Raw genomic sequence first — 22,158 nt, forward strand, 5'->3', positions numbered from 1 at the left:
TGGCCGATGCCCGTCCTCACCGCAGGACCGGCCTTACTTGGATCCGGGCGCGTCCTGCAGGCGTCCCCGCTGCCTCAGGGCAATCAGCCCCGTTGCCCCAAGGAGGGCCGCAAGGCCGCCGAACCAAGCCGGCATTCCGCTGTCCGGCTGGCTTCCGGCAGCCGTCTGGGCGTTGAACCCGCGGTTGACCACTGGTACTACTGCTGCCGCTGCCCCGACCGGTGCCGCTGCGGCTCCCGTCGGCGGCGTAACAGCTGGCGGTGTCACTGCTGGCGGAACCACCTCCGGAGGCGTCACTTCCGGCGGTGTCACAACCGGCGGGACAACAACGGGCGGTACAACGACAGGCGGCTTTTCTTCCTCTTCTTCCTCTGCGACGCAACCACCGGCGGGGACCGGGTAGATGTCGGCGCGGCCGTTGTGTCCGTCCTTGTGGCCATTCCACCAGGCCTTTTCCGGAATCGTGATAACGACGTACGGGTTCTTTTCGGATCCCGTGGCGTGGCAAATGGTGACCTTGTCCGGGCCGTGGCCCGAGTCGTGGTCGTCATCATCATCATCCTTGCCGCCCGGGCAGCCGTATGCCGGTGCCGGAATCAGGTCGCCTTCATGCGAAGCATGCCCGCCATTTCCGTTCACCGCGTTTTCGCTGACCGTGATGTGAACGTAGGGGTTCGATTCCGAGCCGGTGGCGTGGCAAATGCTGACTTTCTTGCTGTCGTCATCGCCCTTGTCGCCGGCATTTGCCGGAGCCGTGACGCCGATTAATGCAATGCCTGCGATTCCGGCAGTTGCGAGGATTCTCTTCATGGGATTCTCCATCTGGATCATTGGGGACTGACCAGACTGCGGGAACGGGAGGCACATGGAAGAGCCGTCCGTTTTTCGTAGATGCCCAGATCACCTGCGACTCTCCTGCAGAGTTGTCAACTAACTGACCCCTTCACGCTAGGCCCCAGGCACGGGAGTAGTCGCGAGTAGCCGGTACTTGACCGGGTACCCGTTTTTCACAGCCGGACCCCTTGGAACCGAGGGATGACACCCGTTTCACCCGTAACAAGGGACACGTGGGAAGCTTTGGTTTCTACAACATCGATACGCCCTTCGGATGATATTTAGCGGGCGTTGTTTCGCATAGGCAACGGATTTCGTAGAGTGGGAAGGCTGAGAATGTCAGCCCCCGCTGGTAATACTTCCTGCACTCACTTCGCGCACTTCCCAAAGGACTCCCGGGCATGCTTGTCACCCTCATACGGCGCTACTCCAAGCCGTATTTGCCGTATATCGCGGCAGTCATTCTTTTCCAGCTGGCATCCACTATCGCGGCCCTCTACCTTCCCAGCCTGAACGCACAGATCATCGACGAGGGAGTCTCCCGTGGGGACACCGACTACATCTGGCGAACGGGCGGGCTCATGCTCGGTGTGGCGCTGGTCCAGGTGGCCACCGCCATCGCCGGTGTGTACTTCGGCTCCAAGGCGGCGATGGCGTTCGGCCGTGACCTGCGGCGCGGCGTTTTCCGCAAGGTGACCAGCTTTTCGGCCAAGGACGTCAACGTCTTCGGTGCGCCAACCTTGATCACGCGTGGCACCAACGATGTCCAGCAGGTGCAGATGCTCATGCTGATGGGGCTGAACTTCATGGTGGCCACACCCATCATGTGCATCGGCGGCATCTTCATGGCGCTGCGTGAGGACCTGAGCCTGTCCTGGCTCGTGTGGGTTTCCGTGCCGGTGCTGGTTGCCGTGGTGGGATACCTCGTTGTCCGCCTCATGCCGCTGTTCCGTTCCATGCAGACGAAAATCGACCGCATCAACGGCATTCTCCGCGAGCAGATCATCGGCATCCGAGTGGTCCGGGCCTTCGTCCGCGAACCGCACGAGACGCAGCGTTTTGGCGAGGCGAACCGCGAACTCACCGACGTCTCCCTGAAGATCGGCGCGCTGTTCGTCCTGATGTTCCCCGCCATCGGCATGATCCTCCACGTCTCCACAGCCGCCGTGCTGTGGTTCGGCGGCCAGCGAGTGGACGCCGGCGAAATGCAGGTGGGCTCCCTGACAGCCTTCCTGCAGTACCTGCTGCAGATCCTCATGGCGGTCATGATGGGAACGTTCATGGCCATGATGATTCCGCGCGCCTCGGTCTGCGCGGACCGCATTGGTGAGGTACTCGACGTCGAACCCTCCATCCACGAACCGACGGCACCGGTGGCGCCGGGCCAGCGGACCGGACGCGTGGAATACCGCAACGTCTCGTTCGCCTACCCCGGGGCTGAAGAACCCGTCCTGAGCGACATCAGCTTCACTGCCGAGCCCGGCCAGACCGTGGCCATCGTCGGGTCGACCGGCGCCGGCAAGACCAGCCTGCTGTCACTGCTGCCGCGGCTGTACGATGTCGCGTCCGGCGAGGTACTGCTCGACGGCGTTTCCATCACCAACCTCGATCGCTCCGAAATCACCGGCCGTGTGGCCATGGTGCCGCAGCGGCCGTACCTCTTCTCCGGGACCATCGAGCACAACCTGCGCTTCGGCAAGACCGAGGCCACGGACGAGGAGCTGTGGGACGCGCTCACCGTGGCCCAGGCTGCCGACTTCGTCCGGGAAAAGAAGAACGGTCTTGGTTCCCGGATCGCCCAGGGCGGCACCAACGTCTCAGGAGGCCAGCGCCAGCGCCTGTGCATCGCCAGGGCGCTGGTGACCCGGCCCAAGGTGTACCTCTTCGATGATTCGTTCTCGGCGCTCGACGTCGCCACGGACGCCCGGCTTCGCCGCGCACTCAAAGCCAAGACGGCGGATGCCACGGTCATCATTGTGGGACAGCGGGTGTCCACCATTGCCGACGCCGACCAGATCCTGGTGCTGGACAACGGCCGGATCGTGGACCGCGGAACACACGAGGAACTGCTGCTGAGTTCCACCACTTACCAGGAAATTGTCGAGTCGCAGCTGACCGCGGAGGAAGTGGCATGAGCACCAACGAAAAACTCGCCGCCGGCCAGGAACCGGTTCCCGCGGAAGACGAAGACTTCTACGAAGAGGAATACAAGCCCACCGAGGCCGACGGCGACATGTTCGGCGGGGCGCCCGCGAAGAAGGCAGAGCACTTCTGGCCCTCCGCCAAGCGCCTGATGGGTTTGCTGAAACCAGAGTCCGCCGGTATCGCCGTCGTGCTGGCCATGGTGACGGTCGCCGTCGTCCTCAACGTCATTGCCCCCAAGATCCTGGGGCAGGCCATGGACGTCATCTTCGGGGGAGTGGTGGGAAAACAACTGCCCTCCGGAGTCAGCAAGGACCAGTTCGTCGACGGGCTGCGCGCCCAAGGCGAAAACAACTTCGCGGACATGATCTCCAAGATGGAACTCATTCCGGGGGTGGGGATCGACTTCCAGAAGTTGTCGTTCCTCATCAGCGTTGTGCTGGTGATGTACTTCGTGGCGAACATTTTCACCTGGCTGCAGGGCTACGTCCTGAACGTGCTGGTGATGCGTGTGGTCCGCAAACTGCGTGACGATACCGAGAAAAAGCTCAACCGGCTGCCGTTGAACTACTTCGACACCCGCCAACGCGGTGACACGCTTTCCCGTGTCACCAACGACGTCGACAACATCCAGCAGGCGCTGCAGCAGGCCTTCGCGCAGCTGCTCAGTTCCGCGCTGACTGTGATCGGCATTGTGATCATGATGTTCATCGTGTCGTGGCAGCTGGCCCTCATCGCCCTGGTGGCCCTGCCGCTGTCCGGCGTGGCAGCCGGCATCATCGGCTCGCGAAGCCAGAAGCTGTTCGCCGCGCAATGGAAGAACACCGGCCAGCTCAACGGCCAGATCGAGGAATCGTTCTCCGGCCACGACCTGGTGCGCGTGTTCGGCCGTGACGCGGACATGCTGGAACGCTTCGACGAACGGAATGAAGCCCTCTACAAGGCCAGTTTCGGAGCCCAGTTCGTCTCCGGCATGATCATGCCGGTCATGCAGTTCCTCTCCTACCTCAGCTACGTTGGCATCGCAGTGGTGGGCGGCTTGCGGGTGGCTTCCGGCGGCATGAGCCTGGGCGACGCCACCGCGTTCATCCAGTACTCCCGGGAGTTCACCCAGCCGCTGGGACAGATGGCGGGCATGGCCAATATGCTGCAGTCCGGCGTGGCCTCCGCGGAGCGTGTCTTCGAATTCCTGGATGCGGAGGAGCAGGACGCCGAGACCGCCACCGAGCACCTGCCCGCCAAGACCGACGGCCACGTGGAGTTCAAGCATGTGACCTTCAGCTATTCGCCGGACAAGCCCCTGATCGAGGACCTTTCCTTCACAGCCCAGCCCGGGCATACCGTCGCAATCGTCGGCCCCACCGGCGCCGGCAAGACGACGCTGGTCAACCTCGTGATGCGGTTCTACGAGCTCAATTCGGGGAGCATCACGCTCGATGGCGTAGACATCACCCACCTGAGCCGTTCCGAACTACGGGCAAAGGTGGGCATGGTCCTGCAGGACGCCTGGCTGTTCGGTGGCAGCATCTACGACAACATCAGGTACGGGAACCTCAACGCCACCGAGGACCAGGTCATGGAGGCCGCCCGGGCAACATTCGTGGACCGGTTCGTCCGGGCACTGCCGGACGGCTACAACACGGTCATCGATGAGGAAGGCAACAACGTCAGCGCAGGCGAGAAGCAGCTCATCACCATCGCCCGGGCATTTGTGGCCAACCCGTCCCTGCTCATCCTGGACGAGGCAACCAGCTCGGTGGACACGCGCACGGAAGTCCTGGTGCAGAAGGCCATGGCGGCCCTGCGCACGGACCGCACCAGCTTTGTGATTGCGCACCGGCTGTCCACCATCCGCGACGCCGACACCATTCTGGTGATGGAAGCCGGACGGATCGTGGAACAGGGCAGCCACCACGACCTCCTGGACCACAAGGGCGCCTACTACCGGCTCTACATGTCCCAGTTCGCGGGCGAAGACGCGGAGGCGGCCCTGGCTGACTCGGCGGAAGACTCGACGGCGGTGCGCAGCTGAGCGCCGCCGGCCGGACCGTGCCAAGCGGCCGGCGCATCGAAGTCCAGGTGCCCATGCGCTGGGGAGACATGGACGCTTACGGCCACATCAATAATGTCCAGATCGTGCGGATCCTTGAAGAAGCCCGCATTGCTGCCTTCGGACCGCCCCGCGGCGCCGGCCTGCCAGGCGTGGCGCCGCAGGTGTCCCTCTTCAACGATGTTGAAGAGGGCACCATGGCCTTGGTGGTGGAGCACAAGATCCGCTACGTGAAGACTCTCGAATACCGGAACGTGCCGGCAGTGGTCCAATTGTGGATCGGCGCCGTCAAAGGCGCCAGCTTCGACATCCACTACCTGTTGCAGGACCCCGTGACCCGGGAGGACTGCGTGAAGGCCACCACCCACCTGGCCTTCGTGGACGAGGCCACCGGCAGGGTGCTTCGTCTGACTTCCGAGCAGAAGGAGCGGCTGGAGCCGTTCAGGGCCTGAGCCCAAAGCCCCTACCTAGGGCGGGGCTGCTTCCCTAGTATCGTCACTACATGACCGCCCGTACGAGAAGCACCAAACGGCAGTCATCAACCGAACCAGTCCAGCCGCACCAACGGAATCAGGGAGCATCAGCCATGGCCACGAAGAAAAAGAAGAAGTCCTGGAAGGAAATGCCGCCGCTCGCACGGGTCGGGACCCTGGTGGCAGCTGCCGTGCAGCTCTCCCTCCTGATCGCAGCCCAGCGCGACATTTCCCGCCGGCCCGCGGAGCAGATCCGTGGCAGCAAGGCGATGTGGCGCGCCATCACACTGATCAACTTCGTCGGTCCGGGGAGCTATTTCGCTTTCGGGCGAAAGAACCTGCCCGCCGCCGGCTAGCGCCGCTGGCTGGACCGGCGCCGGAAAGCGCTCTTGGCGTACCGGCGCCGGTAAAGTCCCCGCAATTCACCGCCCCCGGATCAACTGTTGAGCCAGGACTCCAGGTAGATGCGGTTAGTGGTGCTGTCCGGCAGCAGGATCCAGGCCCAAATGTAGAACGTGACGGCGGGGCCAGGCACCAGGGACAGGACTAGGAAGACCATCCTGGCTGCATTGGGGTCCACGCCCAATTTGGCGGCTATTCCGCCGCACACCCCGCCGAGCCACCTGTCCGGTCCGCGGCTGAGCCCGGTTCCCCGGATGGCCGTGAACATCTTCCGGGTGAGGTCTTGAAAAGTCATGGCACGCTCCTTATGTGGCGCCAGCCTATGGCCGTTCCCTCCCCGGAGGTAGGGCCGAAAGCCATGAGGCACGCGCGTGCTACCGGACAGTAACCTGACGAATCCCGTGGTGCTGCCGTTCAGGTTAACCCTGTAAATTTGAAGACATGACCCCCAACGCGAAGCCTGCCATGACCCGCGCCCCCGGAATCTCCAAGGAGATCGAGGACGCGGCGTGGTTTGTCCTGGGGGCCGGCCTGCAGGGAAAGCCGTCAGCGCTGGACGGACGGACCCAGACGTGGACCACTGCAGCCGCCTCGGAGCTGCTGGAGCGGCTGGAGCGGGGCGTGGCGGACTCCAAGGCGCCGATGATGACCAACCTCCGGCAAAACCTTGCCGATGCCTCCCGCCCGGCCAAGCAGCTGGCGGTTGAGCTGCTCTTCCTGCAGTCGCTGCCGCTGGCCCATGAGGTCAAGTCGCTGAAGGTCAAGCGTGCCCGGGTGGCCGAGGCTGCCTCCTGGCTGGAACCGCCGTTGGAACTGCCGGATGAGCTGTACGAAGGCATGACGGATCACGGTGTCATCCGTGACCGCACCGCCGAATTCAACTGGACCATCTGGGACCACCTGAAGTGGCTGTGCCGTTTCGTGCAGCACGTTGACCAGCAGTCCACGAATGCCATGGCCAAGGCCCTGAGGGATCCGCTCGTGTTCCATCAGCTTGCGTCCGGGACACCGGATGACCAGCCGGCGATCCGCCGCAGCATCGAATACCTTGCCTGGCCGAGCTACTTCGAACCGGTTGTTGCGGACGTGGAGCGGCAGGAAATCAGGGATGCCTTCGCGTCCCTCGTGGGCGGCGCGAAGGGTGACAGCGAAGCGGAGATCACCGCCGATATCCACCGCATCCGCCTCTACCTGGACAAGCAGGCCGGCCAGCGGATCGACTGGTATGCCCGCCAGCTCGTGAGCCAGTGGCGCAAGGTGGGCGATCCGGGCCGCCGCGCGTGGCTCCTGCGCACGCACCATGACGTCAAGGACCTCCTGGCGGCATGGCACGGGGAGGAGAAGGTGACGCTCGACGTCGAGCATCTGCGCCTCCTGGACGCGGGCGTCACCGCAGGCGTCGTGCAGCACGCAGTCGACGAGGACTACAAGCACCTGGGCTACGTGGAGCGCGAGGACAACAAGACTGCGGTTTTTGCCTTCCTCACAGTGATGAAGCCGGGGGACCTGGTCCTGTACCAGCACGCCGGCGTTGTCCGTCTGGGCGGGGTCCTGGGGGAGCCGGAGCACAACGAGGACAACCGCCGGATGCGCCGCAAGGTCCGCTGGTTCGACGACGCCCACAGCATGGCCGACCTGCCCCGCCACGTGCAGCGCCAGCTGACTACTCCGGGGGTCATCGTGGACGTAACGCGGGTAGTGCAGGCGCTGCAGGCGCTGCTGCCCGCCGAAGCGGAAGCGGAGGCCGACGACGCCGCCGAGCCGGCCGCCGTCGTCGAAACGGTTCCGGAGGGATTCCGCCCGCTGACGGAGGAGTTCGCGGCGTCCCTGCACATGGAGCTCGAACCGCTGCAGGAAATCGCGGAACTCCTGGAGGAGAACCGGCAGCTGGTTCTCTACGGCCCGCCCGGAACGGGCAAGACCTACCTGGCCAAGCACCTGGCCGCCCAACTTGCCGGGGACAGCACCGATGAACGCGTCAAGCTGGTGCAGTTCCACCCCTCTTACGCCTACGAGGACTTCTTCGAGGGCTTCCGGCCGGACAAGACCGACGAAGGACAGGTGTCCTTCAAGCTCGTCGCCGGCCCGCTGCGCCGCCTTGCCGAAGAAGCGGCCAAGCCCGGCAACGAAAACAAGCCCTACTTCCTGATCATCGATGAGATGAACCGCGCCAACCTGGCCAAGGTGTTCGGTGAGCTGTACTTCCTGCTGGAGTACCGCGACGACCGCATCTACCTGCAGTACAGCCCCAACGAACCGTTCACGCTCCCGGATAACCTGTACATCATCGGCACCATGAACACCGCGGACCGGTCGATCGCCATGATGGACGCCGCCATCCGCCGGCGTTTCTCCTTCATTGAGCTGCACCCCAAAACCGAACCGGTGAAGGGCTCCCTGCTCCGCTTCCTGCAGGCCCGGAACCTGGATACCACCCCGGCCCTCCTCCTGGACGCCCTCAACGACGCGATTGACGAATGGGACCGCGACCTCATGATCGGCCCGTCCTACTTCATGAAGAAGGCAGCCCAGACTCCCGCGGGCCTGCGCCGGATCTGGAAATACGAGCTCATGCCGCTCCTGGAAGAGCATTACCACGGTCAGCTGAACCGGGCCCAGCTGCAGGAGCGCTTCGGACTCGAGCAGCTGCTGGGCCGCCTTGCGTCCCGCTAACGGATTGTTGCCCGCCAACAACGGAGTGGCGCCTGTCGCCATGCCGCCCCGGCCGGCGCGCCAGCCCTCCAGTGCCGGCAAGGCCGTCCGCCACATCGTGCTGGATGAGCTGTCCGGCGGCGTGGTGGACAAGCTGGACCCCGCCAGCGCCGCGTTCGTGAACGCCAGCGGCCTGGCCAAGGCGTCTCCCATGGGGATGGGCCTTTTCAGGATCGAGCCGGTGGGCATGGTCGGGTCGGTGCGGACGCCGACCGTGCAGCTGGAAGTGCGGCCCAAGGACCGCCTGGGCCTCAGCCGGCTGCTGTTCCTCCTCAGCTATGCGGGAAACCAGGGCTTCCGTGAAGACCCGGTGGCCGCCGTCGAGGACCCGGATCTGTGGAGCGCGCTCGCCGTGTCGCTGGTGCAGCTGGCAGACCGTGCCCTGAGCCGCGGAGTCCTCCAGGGCTACCTCACCGTGGACGAATCACTGCGGACGGTGAAGGGCCGGATCCGGATCTCGGACCAGATTTCGCGCCGGCCCGGAATGCTTGTGCCGCTGGAAGTTTCCTATGACGAATTCACTGAAGACATTGCCGAGAACCGCATCCTGCGGGCCGCGCTGGAGCGCATGGCCCGGGTCCCGCGCGTTCGGCCGGACGTCCAGAGCCGCCTGCGGCTGCTCTTGGGAAAGCTCGACGCCGTCACGCGCCTTCGGCCCGGAGCGCCACTTCCGCCGTGGCAGGCCACCAGGATGAACACCCGGTACCACGCGGTGCTCCGCCTGTCCGAAGTGATCCTGCGCAACGCCTCAGCCGAGGCGGGAGACGGCAAGCAGCAGACGGCGTCGTTCGTGGTGGACATGGGGCAGGTCTTCGAGGACTTTGTGGGCACGGCCCTCCGCGAAGCCATGACGGCCTATCCCGGCGAGATGCGGCTGCAGTACAACGCCCTGCTGAACGAGGCCGTGCGTGATTCCGACCGGCTCACGGTGAATCCGGACGCGGTGCACCTGCTTGGCGGCCGTCCCGTGGTGGTCTACGACACGAAGTACCGGGCCGCGACTGACCAGGGCGCATCCCTGTCGGCGGACCATTTCCAGATGCTGGCCTACTGCACGGCCCTACGCGTACCGACCGCCTGGCTGGTGTACGCAGGCGCGGGGGAAATGAAGCTCCGCCGCATCCTTAATACGGATATCGACGTGGTGGAGTACCCGCTTGATCTTTCCCTGCCGCCGTCGGACATCCTGGCAGCGGTTGCCGACCTGGCACAGCAGTCCTGGGGCGAAGTGGTGCGGCAGGCAGGACTTAATCAATGACGACGGGCGCGGTGCGGCCCGGCATTGACATGAGGTGCATGAGCAAGGCCCTCTCAGGGTTGCCTCGGTTCTTGTTGAGGCAACGACGCAGCTGATTGCGGATTTCGGACCCTTCCGGATCGGTGTCCGTCAGGATTGCGTTGATGATTTCCCACGACTGGTGACGAATCGGCTCAAGATTCACGCGCCCGCGGACGGGCCCCCAACGGCATGGATCCCGGACCGCGTCTGCCGCGAGTTGCCCTGATGGGATTCTGCGGCTGACAACAATTTTTTCGGCATCTCCTACCCTCCTGTGGCACAAGCGCTCTGGCTCAAACGCCTGGGAATTCGACCGACCGGAATGTAGAGAATTTTATCTCAGACAGACAAGTCTGTCTCCCCTTTGCGTTAGACTATTTGCAATGAACCCCATGCCAGACCCTGCAGTGATTCAGCCTGCGCCGGTCCAGCCCGCCCTGGAGGGTGGGGCTGCAGTTAATGGTGCCGACGCGCGGCAGCGGATCGTCGATACAGCCTACGAACTCTTTGCCCGCCGCGGGGTCCGCGATGTGGGCGTCAATGAGCTGATCAGCCGCGCCGGTGTGGCCAAGGCAACCTTCTACCGGCACTTTGCCTCCAAGGATGAACTGGTACTCGCCTTCCTGGAGCAGCGGGACCGGCTGTGGACCGTGGATACGATTGTCGCTGACGCGCGCCGCCGCGGCGGAACGCCCACGGAGCAGCTCCTGGCGATCTTCGACGTCTTTGGCGACTGGTTCCGGCGCGATGATTTTGAGGCATGCTCCTTCATCAACATCCTCCTGGAAATGGGTGCCAAACATCCGCTGGGGCGGGCAAGCATCGACTACCTCGCCCGGATCCGGGGCCACGTCCAGCAACTGGCCGAGGAGGCGGGGCTCCGGGACACCGAGGATTTCTCCCGTTCATGGCACATCCTCATGAAGGGGTCCATCATCTCCGCGACCGAAGGCGACGCCGATGCCGCCAAGCGCGCGCAGGCGATGGCACGGACATTGATTGCGCAGTTCGTGCCCTAGGCGGTCCGTGCCTTAGACAGGCACCCTGACGGTGAATGTGGTGCCCTCTCCGAGTGCGCTCCGAAGCTGGATGCTTCCGCCGTGTGCTTCAACAATGGCCTTGCTGATGGATAGGCCCAGCCCTACGCCCGGGATGGCAGTGTTCCGCACATTGCCGGTACGGAAGAACTTGGTAAAGACCTCCGCTTGGTCCTTGTCGCTCATGCCCATGCCGGTATCGCTCACCCGGCAGACCAGGTGGGACCCGTCCGAGTCCAGCGACACCACAACGTCACCGCCGTTCGGCGAGTACTTGATGGCGTTGGACACGAGGTTATCCAGTACCTGCGACATGCGGCCGGAATCCACGTGGGCCTCCAGCCGTTCAGGAGCGTCCGCACGGAGCCGCACCTTTGCGGCGGCGGCACGGGGGAGCGCGGCGCTGATGCTGGCCCGGACAAGTTCAGCCACGTTCACAGCCTGCGGGCTGACGATAAGCTGCCCGCTCCGGCTTGCCAGCAGGTCCGACACCAGGCCGAGCAGGCGCTCAGCGTTTCGCCGGATGATCATGAGCGCTTCGCGGTGGGGAGCGCGCAGGCCGTCATGGTCGTCCAGCAGCAGTTCCACGTAACCGAGGATTGAGGTCAGCGGCGTGCGGAACTCGTGGGAAACGTTCGCCACGAAGTCGTCTTTGGCCGCCAGGGCATTAACCAGGTCCGTGACATCGCTGAAGACGATCACCGAGCCGGCGAAGGCGCCGTCCTGGTCCCGCATGGCGCGGGCGCTGGTGGTGATGGCGCGCTGTTCGCTGCCGCTGCCCAGCCACACCAGGTTGTCCGTGAAGCTCTCGCCCATCACGGCGCGACGGACAGGCCGTTGCTCGACCGGGACGGTTGTGGTCCGGTCGGCTTGGAACACCAGGAGCTGGGATTCGTTGGGGTCGTCGTTTCCCGCAGGTGTGGCAAGCCGGTGGTTTTCCCGTTGCTTCCGGTTCATGAGGATGTCGTGCCCGTCCGCGTCCACCGCCAGGACGCCCATGTGCACCGTTTCCAGCACCGAATTGAGCAGTTCCTCCTGCCGCTTGCTCTCTTTGAGGGTGACCCGCAGCTGGGCATCCTTCTCCTCAAGGTCTCGCTGTTGCCGGACCATGCTGAGCGTCAGCACGCTCACGGAAACGCCGATCCCCAGCATCATCACCGGCAGCAGCAGGGAGCGCGCCAGGTCCTGTCCGGTGACGTTGCCGTGAAGGAACAACGGCACCCAGATGATGGAGAGGGGAGCGAGGAAGGAGACCAGCAGGGCGGTGCGGGGGTACAGCCCCGAAGCACACAGCCAGATGACGGGAAAAACCGCCAACAGGCTGATGCCGGTCAGGCCCTCCTGCCCGCCCTCCCTGCCGAGCGCGATCGAGACGAAGTCAAGGAGGGGAATTACAAGGAAGCTGGCGAACGGCAGCCGATGCCAGGGAATGAAGAAGCACAGCGCCAGGATCAGGACCTGCGTGGCCAGGAACGCGATGAACAGGGGATTCCCCAGCGTCCCCGGGAAGAACAACAGCATGAGGACGGCCGTGAGCGCCACCGTGATGGACAACGGCATCTGACTCAGGGTGACCCGTCCCCGGAGCGAATACTCGTGGAACGGCCGTCGGAAGAAGAGAATCCGGCCGGACTTGATGTCCCAGGCGACGTTGCCGCTCATGGCCGGGTGGTTGTTGAGGTGCGGTTTAATGGACGCATACCCCCACGATATCCGGCGGGCGCTATACTTCTGACGGTATCGAGCGGACTGAGGGGGCTGCGATGAGTGAATCACGTGTGGGTCTGGTAATCGAGGATGACCACGACATCCGTGAGCTGGTGCGCGTGGTGCTGGTCCAGGCCGGCTTCGACGTCCAAGTCGCGAGCAGCGGGGCGGCCGGCGTCGTTGCGGCCAAGGAACTCAACCCGGCAGTCATCACCCTGGACTTGGGCCTTCCGGACATCGACGGCTTTGAAGTGGCGCGCCAGATCAGGGAGTTCTCCGACGCATACATCGTGATGCTGACGGCGCGCGCCGAGGAACTGGATACCCTCATCGGACTGGAATCCGGCGCGGACGACTACCTGACGAAGCCCTTCCGTCCCCGGGAGCTGCGTGCGCGTGTCGCCGCCATGATGCGGCGTCCGCGTTCGACGTCGGACTCTTCCGCCGCCGGCAAGGCACCCGCCGTAGCCGACACCGGCCGGACACTCACGCACAACGGGCTTGAGTTCAGCTACGAGGCGCGGACCGTGAGTGTCGACGGGCGCGAACTGCACCTGACGCGCACCGAATTCGATCTGCTGCACGCACTCCTGGAAGCAGGGCGGATGGTGCGGACCAAATCCGAACTGGTGAGGCGGCTGCGGGACGAACCGTACGACGTCGGGGGTTACATCTCAGAAGCGGACGAACGGTCCGTCGAGGTCCATATGGGAAACCTCCGCAAGAAGCTGGGCGACAGCCCGCAGAACCCGCGCTGGCTGCAGACCGTCCGCGGAGTGGGCTACCGGTTGGCCCCTGCCGAGCGCTGATCCGCGGCTGCGGGCCGGCTTCGGCCTCAGGGCCGGGCCTGCGTCGGCACGGTGAGGATCTCTGCTCCGTCGTCGGTGATTGCGATCGTGTGCTCGCTGTGTGCTGTCCGGCAGCCTGTGGCACTTCGGAGCGTCCACCCGTCGGCGTCAGTGATGAGCCTGGCGGTGTCGGCCATGACCCATGGCTCGAGCGCTAGCAGCAGCCCTGGGCGCAGTTTGTACCCGCGGCCGGGCTGTCCGGTGTTCGCAATGTGCGGGTCCTGATGCATGGTTGATCCGATGCCATGACCTCCGAACTCGGTGTTGATCGGGTACCCCGCCTCGCTGAGGACCGATCCGATGGCATGGGAGATGTCGCCGATGCGAGCCCCGGGTCCGGCAGCTGCTATTCCTGCGCTGAGGGCGCGCTCGGTCGCGTCGATCATCGCGACGCTTTCCGGTGGCCTGGAATCGCCCACGATGAAGCTGATCGCAGAGTCTGCAGCGATTCCGTCTTTGGAGACGGCGAGGTCGAGTGTCAGCAGGTCGCCGTCGGCGAGCCTGTAGTCGTGGGGCAGTCCGTGGAGGACGGCGTCGTTGACGGCCGTGCAGATGTAGTGGCCGAACGGCCCTCGTCCGAAGGACGGCTCGTAGTCGATGTAACAGGACAGTGCTCCGGCCTCAACGATCATGGCCGCTGCCCATCGGTCGATGTCCAGCAGGTTTGTGCCGACGGTGCTCCGGCGCTTCAGTGTGTGCAAGATGTCAGCGACCAGCGCACCTGTCACTTTTGCGCGGGCCAGTTCGGTGCGGTTCAGAATCTCAATCATGCGGCGCCTTTCCTACGCAACCAATAACTATCCCGGCCATATTATCCCGGTATTAGAATTGGAGCCATGGTCAGGTTGCCGCTCACATCCGCTGAAGTCGAACGCGGACAGCGCCTCGGTGCGCTGTTGCGTCGCGCCAGGGGAGAACGCTCGATGCTCGAGACCGCGCTCGATGCGCGTGTCTCACCGGAAACCCTCCGGAAGATCGAATCGGGCCGGGTGGCCACCCCTGCCTTCTCCACCATCGCCGCGATCGCCGACGTCCTCGGGCTCTCCCTTGATACGGTCTGGGCCGAGATCAGCAGGGCCGAAGATGGCGTTGGTCCGGCCGGCTCCGGTCAGAAGGCACGTGAACGGTTGGCCTCGTAGGGTTCAATCCCACAGTTGCGTTGGGAGCGGCTGCGTTGGGAGCGGCCGGAATTAGGCCGCTGCCGCCGCCGAAAGGCCGGCGACGGTCTGATCCGTGCACGCATCCATACTTTCCAGGAGCGCCAGTTGAAGCCGGGGCGGTTGCTCCGCCACAGTTTCCGGGTGGGACTCCAAGTGCTTCAGGATGGTTTCGAGCTCATCCGCGAGCCTGCCCAGGTAGGCGGCACCCACCATCATGCTGGAAGTCTTTACGCTGAGGACGGCGTCCATGGCCGCGTCCAAGTCCATGGCTTCCACAGCATGTCGGAGCCGGTCCAGCCGCCGCGGCAATTGCTGGATATAGCTGTTGACGAAAACGGCGCAGTACTCGGCATCGGGCTCAAGCTCACAGCGGAGTGTTTCAAGCACGGAGGGGTCAACGTACAGCTGGCTAACGCCATCCTGTCCATCCATTGGACACCCCTTCCCTTGGCGCTGCACTTCCGGGATAAACGGGTGCGGCCACAACCTTGCCTCTTTTACAGTAGGGCTCCGGCGGGCGTGGAACGCGGTTTCCGAAAAAATTTGTGCCAATCTTGATGGGACTCCGCAAACTGCGTTTAGGATCGGGACAAGTGCCTGCCGGCACCGAAGTGACCCGTGGCCAGCGAGGCCACCAGCCGATTGCGGGGACCGCTGTGTTCAGGATCGTGAGAAACGTTATTACTGGTCTGATCGTGGGGCTGGGTGTCACCCTGGCTGCCGTCCAGCCAGTCCAGGCAGCGCCCGCAACGGCAGCCCATGTGTACCTCGACCCGACCACCGGACCGGAAGGTTCGACCGTGACAGTCAGCGGAACAGGGTTCAAGGTTTCCACCACGGGAACCGTGATAATCGGGTCCTCCACCTTCTCTTTCAAGACTGCGGCGTCCGGTGCCTTCAGTACCTCGATCACCATTCCTGCGGCAGCCCCGGGACCGCTGACCATCACGGCCAAGACTTCGTCCATTAAGGCTTCATCCGTTTTCACGGTTACTTCTTCTGCTCCCGCCATCCCTCCCGTCAGCACGGCGGCGCTCCGCTTCGGGGTGGCGACGGCGGGCGGGCCCTTGGCCAGTGCCGAATTGGATGAAGTCGCACGGCTTGCGGGGGAGAGCCCGTCGAGTGTGCTTTTCTACAAGGACTTCCTGCAGGCGCCGCCGATCGCCGAGATGAACGCCGTCCGGGCGCGCGGTGCGGTTCCGCTGGTGACCTGGGAGCCGTGGGCATGGGGTGGCGGGCTCACGCAGCCGGCCTATGCCCTGGACCGGATCGCGGCCGGCGACTTCGATGCCTACATTACGCAGTGGGGGCAGGCACTGGCGTCGTGGGCCCAGCCCGTCCAGTTGAGGTTTGCGCATGAGATGAACGGCAACTGGTACCCGTGGGCCGAGGGCGTGAACGGCAACCAGTCCGGCGACTACGTGCAGGCCTGGCGGCATGTGCACGACGTCGTAGCGGCCACGGGTGCCAGCAACGTGTCCTGGGTGTGGAGCCCGAATGTTCCCTACTTTGGATCCACCGATCTCGCCGGGCTGTTCCCGGGCGCCGGCTACGTGGACAGTGTGGCCCTCGACGGATACAACTGGGGCACCTCGGCCTCGTGGAGCAGTTGGACGTCGCCGCAGGACCTCTTTGCGCCGGGGATAGCCCAGCTGCGGACACTCGCGCCCGGGCTCCCCATCCTGATCGCCGAAACTGCGTCCGCTGAGGCAGGCGGCTCCAAGGCACAGTGGAATACCGATCTGGTGAGCTACCTGGCAGCGCAGCCGGACGTCGTGGGCTTCGTCTGGTTCCACCTGCAGAAGGAAACGGACTGGCGAATCAACAGCAGTGAGGCGTCGGCTACGGCGTTCAGCGCTGCGCTGGCTGCCCGCCGGGCATCGTAGTCAGGCCCGTGTTCAGGCGAGGAATCGCTCCAGCTGTTCCTCCAAGGCGGAGACGTCCTTGAGTTCGCATTCCCAGACGGTGAGCACCTGCCATCCTGTCGCTTCCAGGAGGCGGCGCTGTTCGGCGTCGCGGTTCCTGGTCCGTGTCCGTTTTGTATCCCAGAACTCCGCGTTCGCTTTGGGAGCGTGCTGCCCCGCTTTGCAGTCATGGAAATGCCAAAAGCAGCCATTGACGAAGATGACCTTGTGCCGTCCTGCGAACACCAGATCCGGGTTGCCGGGGAGTTTGCCGCCGCGCGCGCTGCCGTGCAGGCGGTAGCGGTAGCCCTTTGAGTGCAACAGGCTCCGCACCAGCAGTTCCGGCTTGGTATTCTTGCCCCGGATCCTGGACATGTTCCAGCTTCGCCGTTCGGGAGTCAGCTGGTCAGCCATGGTTTAAGTCTAGGCGGCCGTAAACCCGGCGGCGCCCCGCCGCCGGGCCTGGACGCATTCCCTAGATTTCGCGTTCCGGATGTTCGCCGAACTGGAAGTGCCGTCCGCTGACCGAAACCGGCTCAATCTCAACGTAAAAGTCCTTCAACGTGGGTACCCAGGGCTTGAGGCCGAGTGATTCCGCGGCCGCGATATCAGCGGACTGGTCGAGGACCCGTGCTGTGCCGCGAAGCACCACGGACCAAGCCTCGTCAGACATGATGCCGTCCGTCTCAAAGAGGACTTTGGCGTTGATGGTCAGCTCAGCAAGCTTGTTGCCCGGAGCTGTCCGGAGGTAGAGCTTCCGTGCGCTCACGGCGTAGTTGACCGGGAAGATATCCGGTTCGCCGGCCACGGTCACTACCAGCCGGCCGTGCTTGGTGCCCTCAATGAGCTTCCACGACTGGTCATCGTCAAGGTTGAGAATGGGGTTGCCGTCTGCGTGTGTGAACATCATGAGCATATTGTTCAGGCAGAGGCAGGCAATGGCCAGTGCCTTAAGGACGCATTCTCATTTCGGTGGTGCCGTGACGGGAACATTCAGCTGTCCACCCGAGCGGAGTCACCTGGACTTTCATGCGGCGCCGGCAGGCGGCGCAGTAGCGGGGCGGTTCCAGCGCGAGACGCTCGCCGCAACGGCCGTGAACGCCCGACGTCGGGGCGTCACTGCCGTCGTCGGGCTCCCCGCAGTGACCACAAAAGTCACCGGTGGTTGAGCTGGTCGGAACCCCGTTCATAGTGTCTTCTGGAGTTCTTTGATGGGCATGTTCAGTTCGACGAGGAGGCTGAGGTCTGCGGTGGCGGGGCGGCCAAGGGTGGTGAGGTAGTTGCCGACGATGACGGCGTTGATCCCGCCGAGGAGGCCTTCGCGGGTGCCGAGGTCCCCGAGGGTCAGTTCCCTTCCGCCGGCATAGCGCAGGACGGTGCGGGGCATGGCGAGGCGGAACGCGGCGATGGCGCGGAGGGCGTCTTTGCCGTCCATGATTCCTTGGTTTTCGAGCGGGGTCCCGGGCCGGGGGTTGAGGAAGTTCAGCGGGACTTCGTGGGGTTCGAGGGCTGCGAGCTGGGCGGCGAGTTCGGCGCGCTGTTCCAAGGTTTCGCCCATGCCGATGAGGGCGCCGCAGCAGAGTTCCATGCCAGCGGCTTTGACCATATTGCAGGTCTCGAGGCGTTCTTCGTAACTGTGGGTGGTGACGACTTCGGGGAAATAGCTGCGGGCGGTTTCGAGGTTGTGGTTGTAGCGGTGCACGCCCCATTCGGCGAGCTGGTCCACCTGGCGCTGGGTGAGCATGCCCAGGGAGCAGGCGATGTTGATGTCCACGGCTTCGTTGATGCGGTCGATCGCGAACTTGATCTGGTTCATGAGCTTGATGTCGGGGCAGCGGACGGCGGCGACGATGCAGAACTCGGTGGCCCCGGTGGCGGCGGTTTCCTTCGCGGCCTTGACCAGTTCCGGGATGTCGAGCCAGACGCCTCTTACCGGGCTGTCAAAGAGGCCGGACTGGCTGCAGAAGTGGCAGTCCTCGGGGCAGCCGCCGGTCTTGATGGAGATGATGCCTTCCACTTCGACGTCCTCGCCGCAGTGCTTCAGACGCACCTCGTGGGCCAGTTGCAGGGCGGCGGGAAGTGCTTCGTCCGGGAGGCGGAGGAATTCCTCGAGCTGCGCCTGCGTCAGGCCGACGCCGTTTTCGAGGACCTGTTGGCGGGCGGTTTCAAGGATTTCGGAGCTGGCCTCATTTGACGTTTGACGGCTTGCTTCGTCGCTTGTTTCGTCGCCGGTGGGGACATTTGCCTGGATCGTCATTGATGGGTCCTTTTCGCGGGATCGTCTGGTCTTCAACGACGCTAGTTTGGCTTTTGACTGGTGTTTTTGTGGGGTATCAACAAACGGCGGGCATGGGGATTGGGAAGCCGAATTGCTTTGTGACGGAGTCGGTGTGATTTTTCTGGTTGGCGTCCTGAGTGGTAGACCGGAGAAAGCACCTGTGGATAACTTTGAGCATCAAAGTGTGACCTCAGTTACCCTTTAACCACCGCCCGGAGTTGTTGCGGGCGGCCCGGACGTCTTGAAACTATCGGGGGAATAGCTGCCCATGACATCTCATACTTCGCCTTTCGCACGGTTGCGCTATTCGGCCGCTGCTGTTGTCGCCGCCTCTGCTCTGATGCTCACCGCGTGCAATGGGGGTGCCACTCCGCCGGGAAGTGAAAGCACTTCAGCGTCGGGATCTGCGTCAGCGTCGGCTACGGTCACGCCGAGCCCCACCCCGACTCCAAGCGCCGTGTACAAGCCGGCAGATGCGAAGGGCAAAGCGCAAAACGTTCCTGTCCCGGTGTTGCCTGAGGCCGCGAAAGCGGAGACGAAGGAGGGGCTCCTAGCCTTTTCGGGCCACTGGTTCGAACTGCTGAACTATGCCTACGAAACCGGGGATGTTTCTGGCGTGGAAATGTTGACGTCCCCAACATGTGAGCTTTGCTCGAATATCACCGGTTCACTTACAAAGAACTACGCAGGCGACAGGTGGCTCGCGGGTGGAAAGCTGATAACGCCATCGGTCACAACCACTTTTGAACCCGAGCCGGACGGTTCGTACCAAGTATTAGTCCAAGTTCAGCAGGCAGCTATTTCCTACTTCGCCCCGGGGGGTAGCGAATTCAGATCGCCCACGCCTCCCTCCGACACGGGGAATGTGTTGTTGGTGGAATTCAAGGACGGCGGTTGGTATCTCAACGGACTACATCCGATTCGATGAAGAGTCACATCCTTCGGGGAAGCCAGTCGGTATTAGTAGTTGCCATCCTCTGCGCCCTGGTTACGGGATCTTATGTCCCTGCGGCTGCGACCGAGGGTGATAGTGGAGTTGACTCGGGCTTCGGGAATCACGGCGTGGAAGTCGATGCGTGGACTGTGGATCCATCCACGGGAAAAGTTGGTCCTCGGGAGCCCGGTGCCCCCGATTCGGACCCCAATCAGTACAAGTACGAACTCCAATGCCACCTGGGGGGTGCCGATTTCGATACGCCGTGTTTGGCGAGGCAGTTGGAGTGCAAGAACGGCCCCGATGGCAAAGACGGAATCCCGGTGGTGTGGCTGAAGGCGCCTAAGGGGATTTCGAACCCGGTGTGGACGTTCCACTCTGGACCGACGTGCCTGTTCGATCCGAAGCCGGAGGACCTGCTTCCCCGCATCGCGGCCGTGATTCAGAGCGAGTTCCAGAAACTGCCGGTGTCTGTAGGGACGGTGACGGCCCAGCCGAGTCCGCACACCCTCCGCGGAGCTGAAACGAACGTCTTCGCTGACTCGGCGGAACAGCAGTTCGACATCACCATCCTGGCGCAGAAGGTCCACGTGGTGGCGACTCCGGTCCAATACACGTGGAACTACGGCGACGGAACCACGTTCGGACCCCAGCCCTCGGCAGGCGGTCCCCTGCCGCAGGACCGGTGGGGTGAAAAGACCCGCACCAGCCACATCTATACGCAGACCGGCGACTTCCAGGTGGTGCTCACCACCCACTTCCAAGGAACGTACTCCGTCAACAATGGACCGCCGTTGCCTATCCCGGGCCAAGGTCAGTTCAGTTCACCACCGCAGACCATCAGTGTCTGGCGCTCTATCACCCGCAACTACGCTGACGACTGCATCAAGAACCCGCAAGGCCAAGGCTGCCCGGGCGCGGCACCGCCAGCCCCGTAAGCCAACACCAGAGCCACACCCCACACCCCCAGCCCCGTCAGGACTGCAATTCCCGGTCGACCCGTTCCATCCGCGCCCGGACCAGTTGAAAGCGCGGATCGCCCGGTCCGATCAGGCTCGCCATCGCAGCGGCCGCTTCGACATCTGACGCACCCATGTCGCTCGCACACCACCGCATGATGAGTTGGGCGTCCCCGCTGGAGCGGACCGAAGCCCCCATGGCTTCATTGAGTTCGTCCCGCATCAGCTCAACGGATAAGTTCGCCGAACGGTTGAGCAGCTTCGCGGGATAAGCGGCCAGCGCGTCCGCCACCCGTCCGCCCCGCAGATGGTCGGCGACCACGGCCACGTCGGTGACCACCCGGACGGCCGACGAGAAACGGTAGGGGTTGGGTTCCACCACGTTGCCCAGGACACCGCGGATGCGATGCATCTCGGTCCTGATCGCCGTCGCGGCGCCGTCCTCGCCGTGCAGCCTGTACGCCAATTCGTCGGCGCTCCATCCCTGGGTCCTGGATGCCAGCAGCGCCAGGATCTCTGCACGGCGCAGCGTCAGCGGAAGACGAGCACCGCCGTCGACCTCGGCGCTCGGTTTGTCACCCAATAACCTCAGCGTCAGCGTGGAACGAAGCGCATCGGTCCTTCGAGGCGCACCGGCAGACTTCAACAGCTCCTCCGCCAGCCGCACGCCGCAGCGCACCATGCGCAGGCTGTCCGGTGTTACCGATTCGAAGGGGCCGGAAACATCGAGCACCCCGACGACTTCTCCCGTGAACGGATCGCGGATGGGGGCCGCGGTGCAGGCCCAGTCGTGATGCGTGCGCACCAGGTGTTCGGCAGAGAACAGCTGAGCAGGTGCTCCGGTCACGAGGGCCTCGCTGATGGCGTTGGTCCCCACTCCGGATTCGGACCAGTCGGCGCCCTCCACAAACTCCAAGGAATCGGCCAGCCGCAGCGCTTGCCGGCTGCCCACCCGCCACAGCACTTCACCCTGTTGGTCAGTGACGATCAGCAGGTGGCGGCCCGCGGCGGACTCGTCGGCCAGCAACTGGGACAAGGCCGGGATCACTGTGGCCAGGCGGTGCCCGGCGCTGAGCGACCGCGCCTCGGACACTTCGTGCCGGTGGACCGGCCTGTGCTGATCAGGGTCGATGCCCAGCGCTAGCGACCGCTGCCAGGACCTTATGATGGCCGGTGAAATCGAGGGGTCGGGGCTGCCTGAAATCGTGGCTTCGTGGGCTTTGCGCAGCGTGCGCGCGTACTCCGCCGGTGCGGAAAATCTCAAGTCGCGAAGATGCGTGAAAGCACCGGTGCCGGTCCGCATCCGCCATCTCCCAACTCGTCATCGAATCGTTCCCGGGCCGCGCGCTGACGGCTTGTCGCCGGAAGCTTCTCCCAAGGAGGGCGCCGTGTCACTCGATTGTAACCCCCGGCGTCTTTTACTTGTGATGCGGGTCACG

At 64.0% G+C, this 22,158-nt stretch carries 22 protein-coding genes; 12 read left to right on the forward strand and 10 right to left on the reverse strand.

Going from position 1 to position 22,158, the window contains the following annotated elements; genetic code table 11:
• Positions 1-33: 33 nt before the first annotated feature.
• Entirely contained in the window at positions 34-810 is a 777-nt protein-coding gene (locus ARTH_RS24045) for a hypothetical protein (RefSeq protein WP_011690721.1), read from the reverse strand.
• A gap of 425 nt (positions 811-1,235) precedes the next feature.
• Between ARTH_RS24045 and ARTH_RS04400 the strand changes: the two genes are divergently transcribed.
• The 4 genes from ARTH_RS04400 to ARTH_RS04415 all read left to right on the forward strand — a co-directional run bounded on the left by ARTH_RS04400 (position 1,236) and on the right by ARTH_RS04415 (position 5,855).
• The gene (locus ARTH_RS04400; protein WP_011690722.1) at positions 1,236-2,969 is read left to right on the forward strand and encodes an ABC transporter ATP-binding protein; all 1,734 of its coding nucleotides are present in this window, start codon (positions 1,236-1,238) and stop codon (positions 2,967-2,969) included.
• Complete coding sequence (locus ARTH_RS04405; RefSeq protein ID WP_011690723.1) at positions 2,966-5,008, forward strand: ABC transporter ATP-binding protein; 2,043 nt, start codon at positions 2,966-2,968, stop codon at positions 5,006-5,008. The genes ARTH_RS04400 and ARTH_RS04405 overlap by 4 nt, the downstream gene beginning before the upstream one ends.
• Positions 5,009-5,061: 53 nt before the next feature.
• Positions 5,062-5,478 (forward strand): acyl-CoA thioesterase, encoded by a 417-nt coding sequence (locus ARTH_RS04410; RefSeq protein ID WP_043430347.1) that lies wholly within the window; start codon positions 5,062-5,064, stop codon positions 5,476-5,478.
• Between the two features lie 134 nt (positions 5,479-5,612).
• Complete coding sequence (locus tag ARTH_RS04415) at positions 5,613-5,855, forward strand: membrane protein (RefSeq protein ID WP_011690725.1); 243 nt, start codon at positions 5,613-5,615, stop codon at positions 5,853-5,855.
• 80 nt (positions 5,856-5,935) lie between these two features.
• On the opposite strand, the gene ARTH_RS04420 is transcribed toward ARTH_RS04415, so the two are convergent.
• The gene (locus tag ARTH_RS04420) at positions 5,936-6,196 is read right to left on the reverse strand and encodes a PspC domain-containing protein (protein WP_011690726.1); all 261 of its coding nucleotides are present in this window, start codon (positions 6,194-6,196) and stop codon (positions 5,936-5,938) included.
• Positions 6,197-6,342: 146 nt separating this feature from the next.
• Here ARTH_RS04420 and ARTH_RS04425 point away from each other — a divergent pair, with 146 nt between their 5' ends.
• The 3 genes from ARTH_RS04425 to ARTH_RS04435 all read left to right on the forward strand — a co-directional run bounded on the left by ARTH_RS04425 (position 6,343) and on the right by ARTH_RS04435 (position 10,911).
• A complete protein-coding gene (locus ARTH_RS04425; protein WP_011690727.1) occupies positions 6,343-8,574 on the forward strand; it encodes an McrB family protein in 2,232 nt (743 codons plus the stop codon).
• Between the two features lie 40 nt (positions 8,575-8,614).
• Complete coding sequence (locus ARTH_RS04430; protein ID WP_011690728.1) at positions 8,615-9,871, forward strand: McrC family protein; 1,257 nt, start codon at positions 8,615-8,617, stop codon at positions 9,869-9,871.
• Between the two features lie 404 nt (positions 9,872-10,275).
• Positions 10,276-10,911 carry a TetR/AcrR family transcriptional regulator gene (locus ARTH_RS04435; RefSeq protein ID WP_011690730.1) on the forward strand — a complete coding sequence of 212 codons (636 nt, stop codon included), beginning with the start codon at positions 10,276-10,278 and terminating at the stop codon, positions 10,909-10,911.
• A 12-nt stretch (positions 10,912-10,923) separates the two neighbouring features.
• Here the strand turns inward: ARTH_RS04435 and ARTH_RS04440 are convergent, their stop codons facing one another.
• Positions 10,924-12,591, reverse strand: a complete 1,668-nt coding sequence (locus tag ARTH_RS04440) for a sensor histidine kinase (protein ID WP_011690731.1) — start codon at positions 12,589-12,591, stop codon at positions 10,924-10,926.
• A gap of 101 nt (positions 12,592-12,692) precedes the next feature.
• Here ARTH_RS04440 and ARTH_RS04445 point away from each other — a divergent pair, with 101 nt between their 5' ends.
• Entirely contained in the window at positions 12,693-13,445 is a 753-nt protein-coding gene (locus tag ARTH_RS04445; RefSeq protein ID WP_011690732.1) for a response regulator transcription factor, read from the forward strand.
• 26 nt (positions 13,446-13,471) lie between these two features.
• On the opposite strand, the gene map is transcribed toward ARTH_RS04445, so the two are convergent.
• Positions 13,472-14,254 (reverse strand): type I methionyl aminopeptidase, encoded by a 783-nt coding sequence (gene map / locus ARTH_RS04450; protein ID WP_011690733.1) that lies wholly within the window; start codon positions 14,252-14,254, stop codon positions 13,472-13,474.
• Between the two features lie 66 nt (positions 14,255-14,320).
• On the opposite strand from map, the gene ARTH_RS04455 reads away from it, so the two are divergent.
• Complete coding sequence (locus ARTH_RS04455; protein ID WP_043429424.1) at positions 14,321-14,623, forward strand: helix-turn-helix domain-containing protein; 303 nt, start codon at positions 14,321-14,323, stop codon at positions 14,621-14,623.
• Between the two features lie 51 nt (positions 14,624-14,674).
• On the opposite strand, the gene ARTH_RS04460 is transcribed toward ARTH_RS04455, so the two are convergent.
• On the reverse strand, positions 14,675-15,076 hold the full coding sequence (locus tag ARTH_RS04460) for an Hpt domain-containing protein (RefSeq protein WP_011690735.1): 402 nt from the start codon (positions 15,074-15,076) through the stop codon (positions 14,675-14,677).
• A 125-nt stretch (positions 15,077-15,201) separates the two neighbouring features.
• Between ARTH_RS04460 and ARTH_RS04465 the strand changes: the two genes are divergently transcribed.
• Entirely contained in the window at positions 15,202-16,530 is a 1,329-nt protein-coding gene (locus ARTH_RS04465; RefSeq protein ID WP_011690736.1) for a glycosyl hydrolase, read from the forward strand.
• A 12-nt stretch (positions 16,531-16,542) separates the two neighbouring features.
• Here ARTH_RS04465 and ARTH_RS04470 read toward each other — a convergent pair whose 3' ends face one another.
• The 4 genes from ARTH_RS04470 to bioB all read right to left on the reverse strand — a co-directional run bounded on the left by ARTH_RS04470 (position 16,543) and on the right by bioB (position 18,805).
• A complete protein-coding gene (locus ARTH_RS04470; RefSeq protein WP_011690737.1) occupies positions 16,543-16,962 on the reverse strand; it encodes a very short patch repair endonuclease in 420 nt (139 codons plus the stop codon).
• 61 nt (positions 16,963-17,023) lie between these two features.
• Complete coding sequence (locus ARTH_RS04475) at positions 17,024-17,458, reverse strand: pyridoxamine 5'-phosphate oxidase family protein (protein WP_043430355.1); 435 nt, start codon at positions 17,456-17,458, stop codon at positions 17,024-17,026.
• Between the two features lie 40 nt (positions 17,459-17,498).
• Positions 17,499-17,738: a biotin synthase auxiliary protein BsaP gene (gene bsaP / locus ARTH_RS24515; protein ID WP_011690739.1), complete on the reverse strand. Its 240-nt coding sequence runs from the start codon at positions 17,736-17,738 to the stop codon at positions 17,499-17,501.
• Positions 17,735-18,805 carry a biotin synthase BioB gene (bioB, locus tag ARTH_RS04480; protein WP_011690740.1) on the reverse strand — a complete coding sequence of 357 codons (1,071 nt, stop codon included), beginning with the start codon at positions 18,803-18,805 and terminating at the stop codon, positions 17,735-17,737. The genes bsaP and bioB overlap by 4 nt, the downstream gene beginning before the upstream one ends.
• A gap of 478 nt (positions 18,806-19,283) precedes the next feature.
• Here bioB and ARTH_RS23735 point away from each other — a divergent pair, with 478 nt between their 5' ends.
• Both ARTH_RS23735 and ARTH_RS23740 read left to right on the forward strand, forming a co-directional pair.
• Positions 19,284-19,754: a DUF6318 family protein gene (locus ARTH_RS23735; RefSeq protein WP_156810611.1), complete on the forward strand. Its 471-nt coding sequence runs from the start codon at positions 19,284-19,286 to the stop codon at positions 19,752-19,754.
• Positions 19,755-20,083: 329 nt separating this feature from the next.
• Positions 20,084-20,698, forward strand: coding sequence for a PKD domain-containing protein (locus tag ARTH_RS23740; RefSeq protein WP_232223578.1), 615 nt, complete (start codon positions 20,084-20,086; stop codon positions 20,696-20,698).
• Positions 20,699-20,735: 37 nt separating this feature from the next.
• Here ARTH_RS23740 and ARTH_RS04490 read toward each other — a convergent pair whose 3' ends face one another.
• On the reverse strand, positions 20,736-22,022 hold the full coding sequence (locus tag ARTH_RS04490) for a helix-turn-helix domain-containing protein (protein WP_011690743.1): 1,287 nt from the start codon (positions 22,020-22,022) through the stop codon (positions 20,736-20,738).
• Between the last annotated feature and the right edge of the window lie 136 nt (positions 22,023-22,158).

Origin of the sequence: Arthrobacter sp. FB24 (assembly GCF_000196235.1) — a bacterium.
Lineage (GTDB): Bacteria > Actinomycetota > Actinomycetes > Actinomycetales > Micrococcaceae > Arthrobacter.

What these genes read in the sequence shown, in the direction of transcription:
- ARTH_RS24045 (WP_011690721.1), bottom strand. Translation starts at nt 810, where the DNA reads ATGAAGAGAATCCTCGCAACTGCCGGAATCGCAGGCATTGCATTAATC.
- ARTH_RS04400 (WP_011690722.1), top strand. Translation starts at nt 1,236, where the DNA reads ATGCTTGTCACCCTCATACGGCGCTACTCCAAGCCGTATTTGCCGTAT.
- ARTH_RS04405 (WP_011690723.1), top strand. Translation starts at nt 2,966, where the DNA reads ATGAGCACCAACGAAAAACTCGCCGCCGGCCAGGAACCGGTTCCCGCG.
- ARTH_RS04410 (WP_043430347.1), top strand. Translation starts at nt 5,062, where the DNA reads ATGCGCTGGGGAGACATGGACGCTTACGGCCACATCAATAATGTCCAG.
- ARTH_RS04415 (WP_011690725.1), top strand. Translation starts at nt 5,613, where the DNA reads ATGGCCACGAAGAAAAAGAAGAAGTCCTGGAAGGAAATGCCGCCGCTC.
- ARTH_RS04420 (WP_011690726.1), bottom strand. Translation starts at nt 6,196, where the DNA reads ATGACTTTTCAAGACCTCACCCGGAAGATGTTCACGGCCATCCGGGGA.
- ARTH_RS04425 (WP_011690727.1), top strand. Translation starts at nt 6,343, where the DNA reads ATGACCCCCAACGCGAAGCCTGCCATGACCCGCGCCCCCGGAATCTCC.
- ARTH_RS04430 (WP_011690728.1), top strand. Translation starts at nt 8,615, where the DNA reads ATGCCGCCCCGGCCGGCGCGCCAGCCCTCCAGTGCCGGCAAGGCCGTC.
- ARTH_RS04435 (WP_011690730.1), top strand. Translation starts at nt 10,276, where the DNA reads ATGAACCCCATGCCAGACCCTGCAGTGATTCAGCCTGCGCCGGTCCAG.
- ARTH_RS04440 (WP_011690731.1), bottom strand. Translation starts at nt 12,591, where the DNA reads ATGAGCGGCAACGTCGCCTGGGACATCAAGTCCGGCCGGATTCTCTTC.
- ARTH_RS04445 (WP_011690732.1), top strand. Translation starts at nt 12,693, where the DNA reads ATGAGTGAATCACGTGTGGGTCTGGTAATCGAGGATGACCACGACATC.
- map (WP_011690733.1), bottom strand. Translation starts at nt 14,254, where the DNA reads ATGATTGAGATTCTGAACCGCACCGAACTGGCCCGCGCAAAAGTGACA.
- ARTH_RS04455 (WP_043429424.1), top strand. Translation starts at nt 14,321, where the DNA reads ATGGTCAGGTTGCCGCTCACATCCGCTGAAGTCGAACGCGGACAGCGC.
- ARTH_RS04460 (WP_011690735.1), bottom strand. Translation starts at nt 15,076, where the DNA reads ATGGATGGACAGGATGGCGTTAGCCAGCTGTACGTTGACCCCTCCGTG.
- ARTH_RS04465 (WP_011690736.1), top strand. Translation starts at nt 15,202, where the DNA reads ATGGGACTCCGCAAACTGCGTTTAGGATCGGGACAAGTGCCTGCCGGC.
- ARTH_RS04470 (WP_011690737.1), bottom strand. Translation starts at nt 16,962, where the DNA reads ATGGCTGACCAGCTGACTCCCGAACGGCGAAGCTGGAACATGTCCAGG.
- ARTH_RS04475 (WP_043430355.1), bottom strand. Translation starts at nt 17,458, where the DNA reads ATGATGTTCACACACGCAGACGGCAACCCCATTCTCAACCTTGACGAT.
- bsaP (WP_011690739.1), bottom strand. Translation starts at nt 17,738, where the DNA reads ATGAACGGGGTTCCGACCAGCTCAACCACCGGTGACTTTTGTGGTCAC.
- bioB (WP_011690740.1), bottom strand. Translation starts at nt 18,805, where the DNA reads ATGACGATCCAGGCAAATGTCCCCACCGGCGACGAAACAAGCGACGAA.
- ARTH_RS04490 (WP_011690743.1), bottom strand. Translation starts at nt 22,022, where the DNA reads ATGCGGACCGGCACCGGTGCTTTCACGCATCTTCGCGACTTGAGATTT.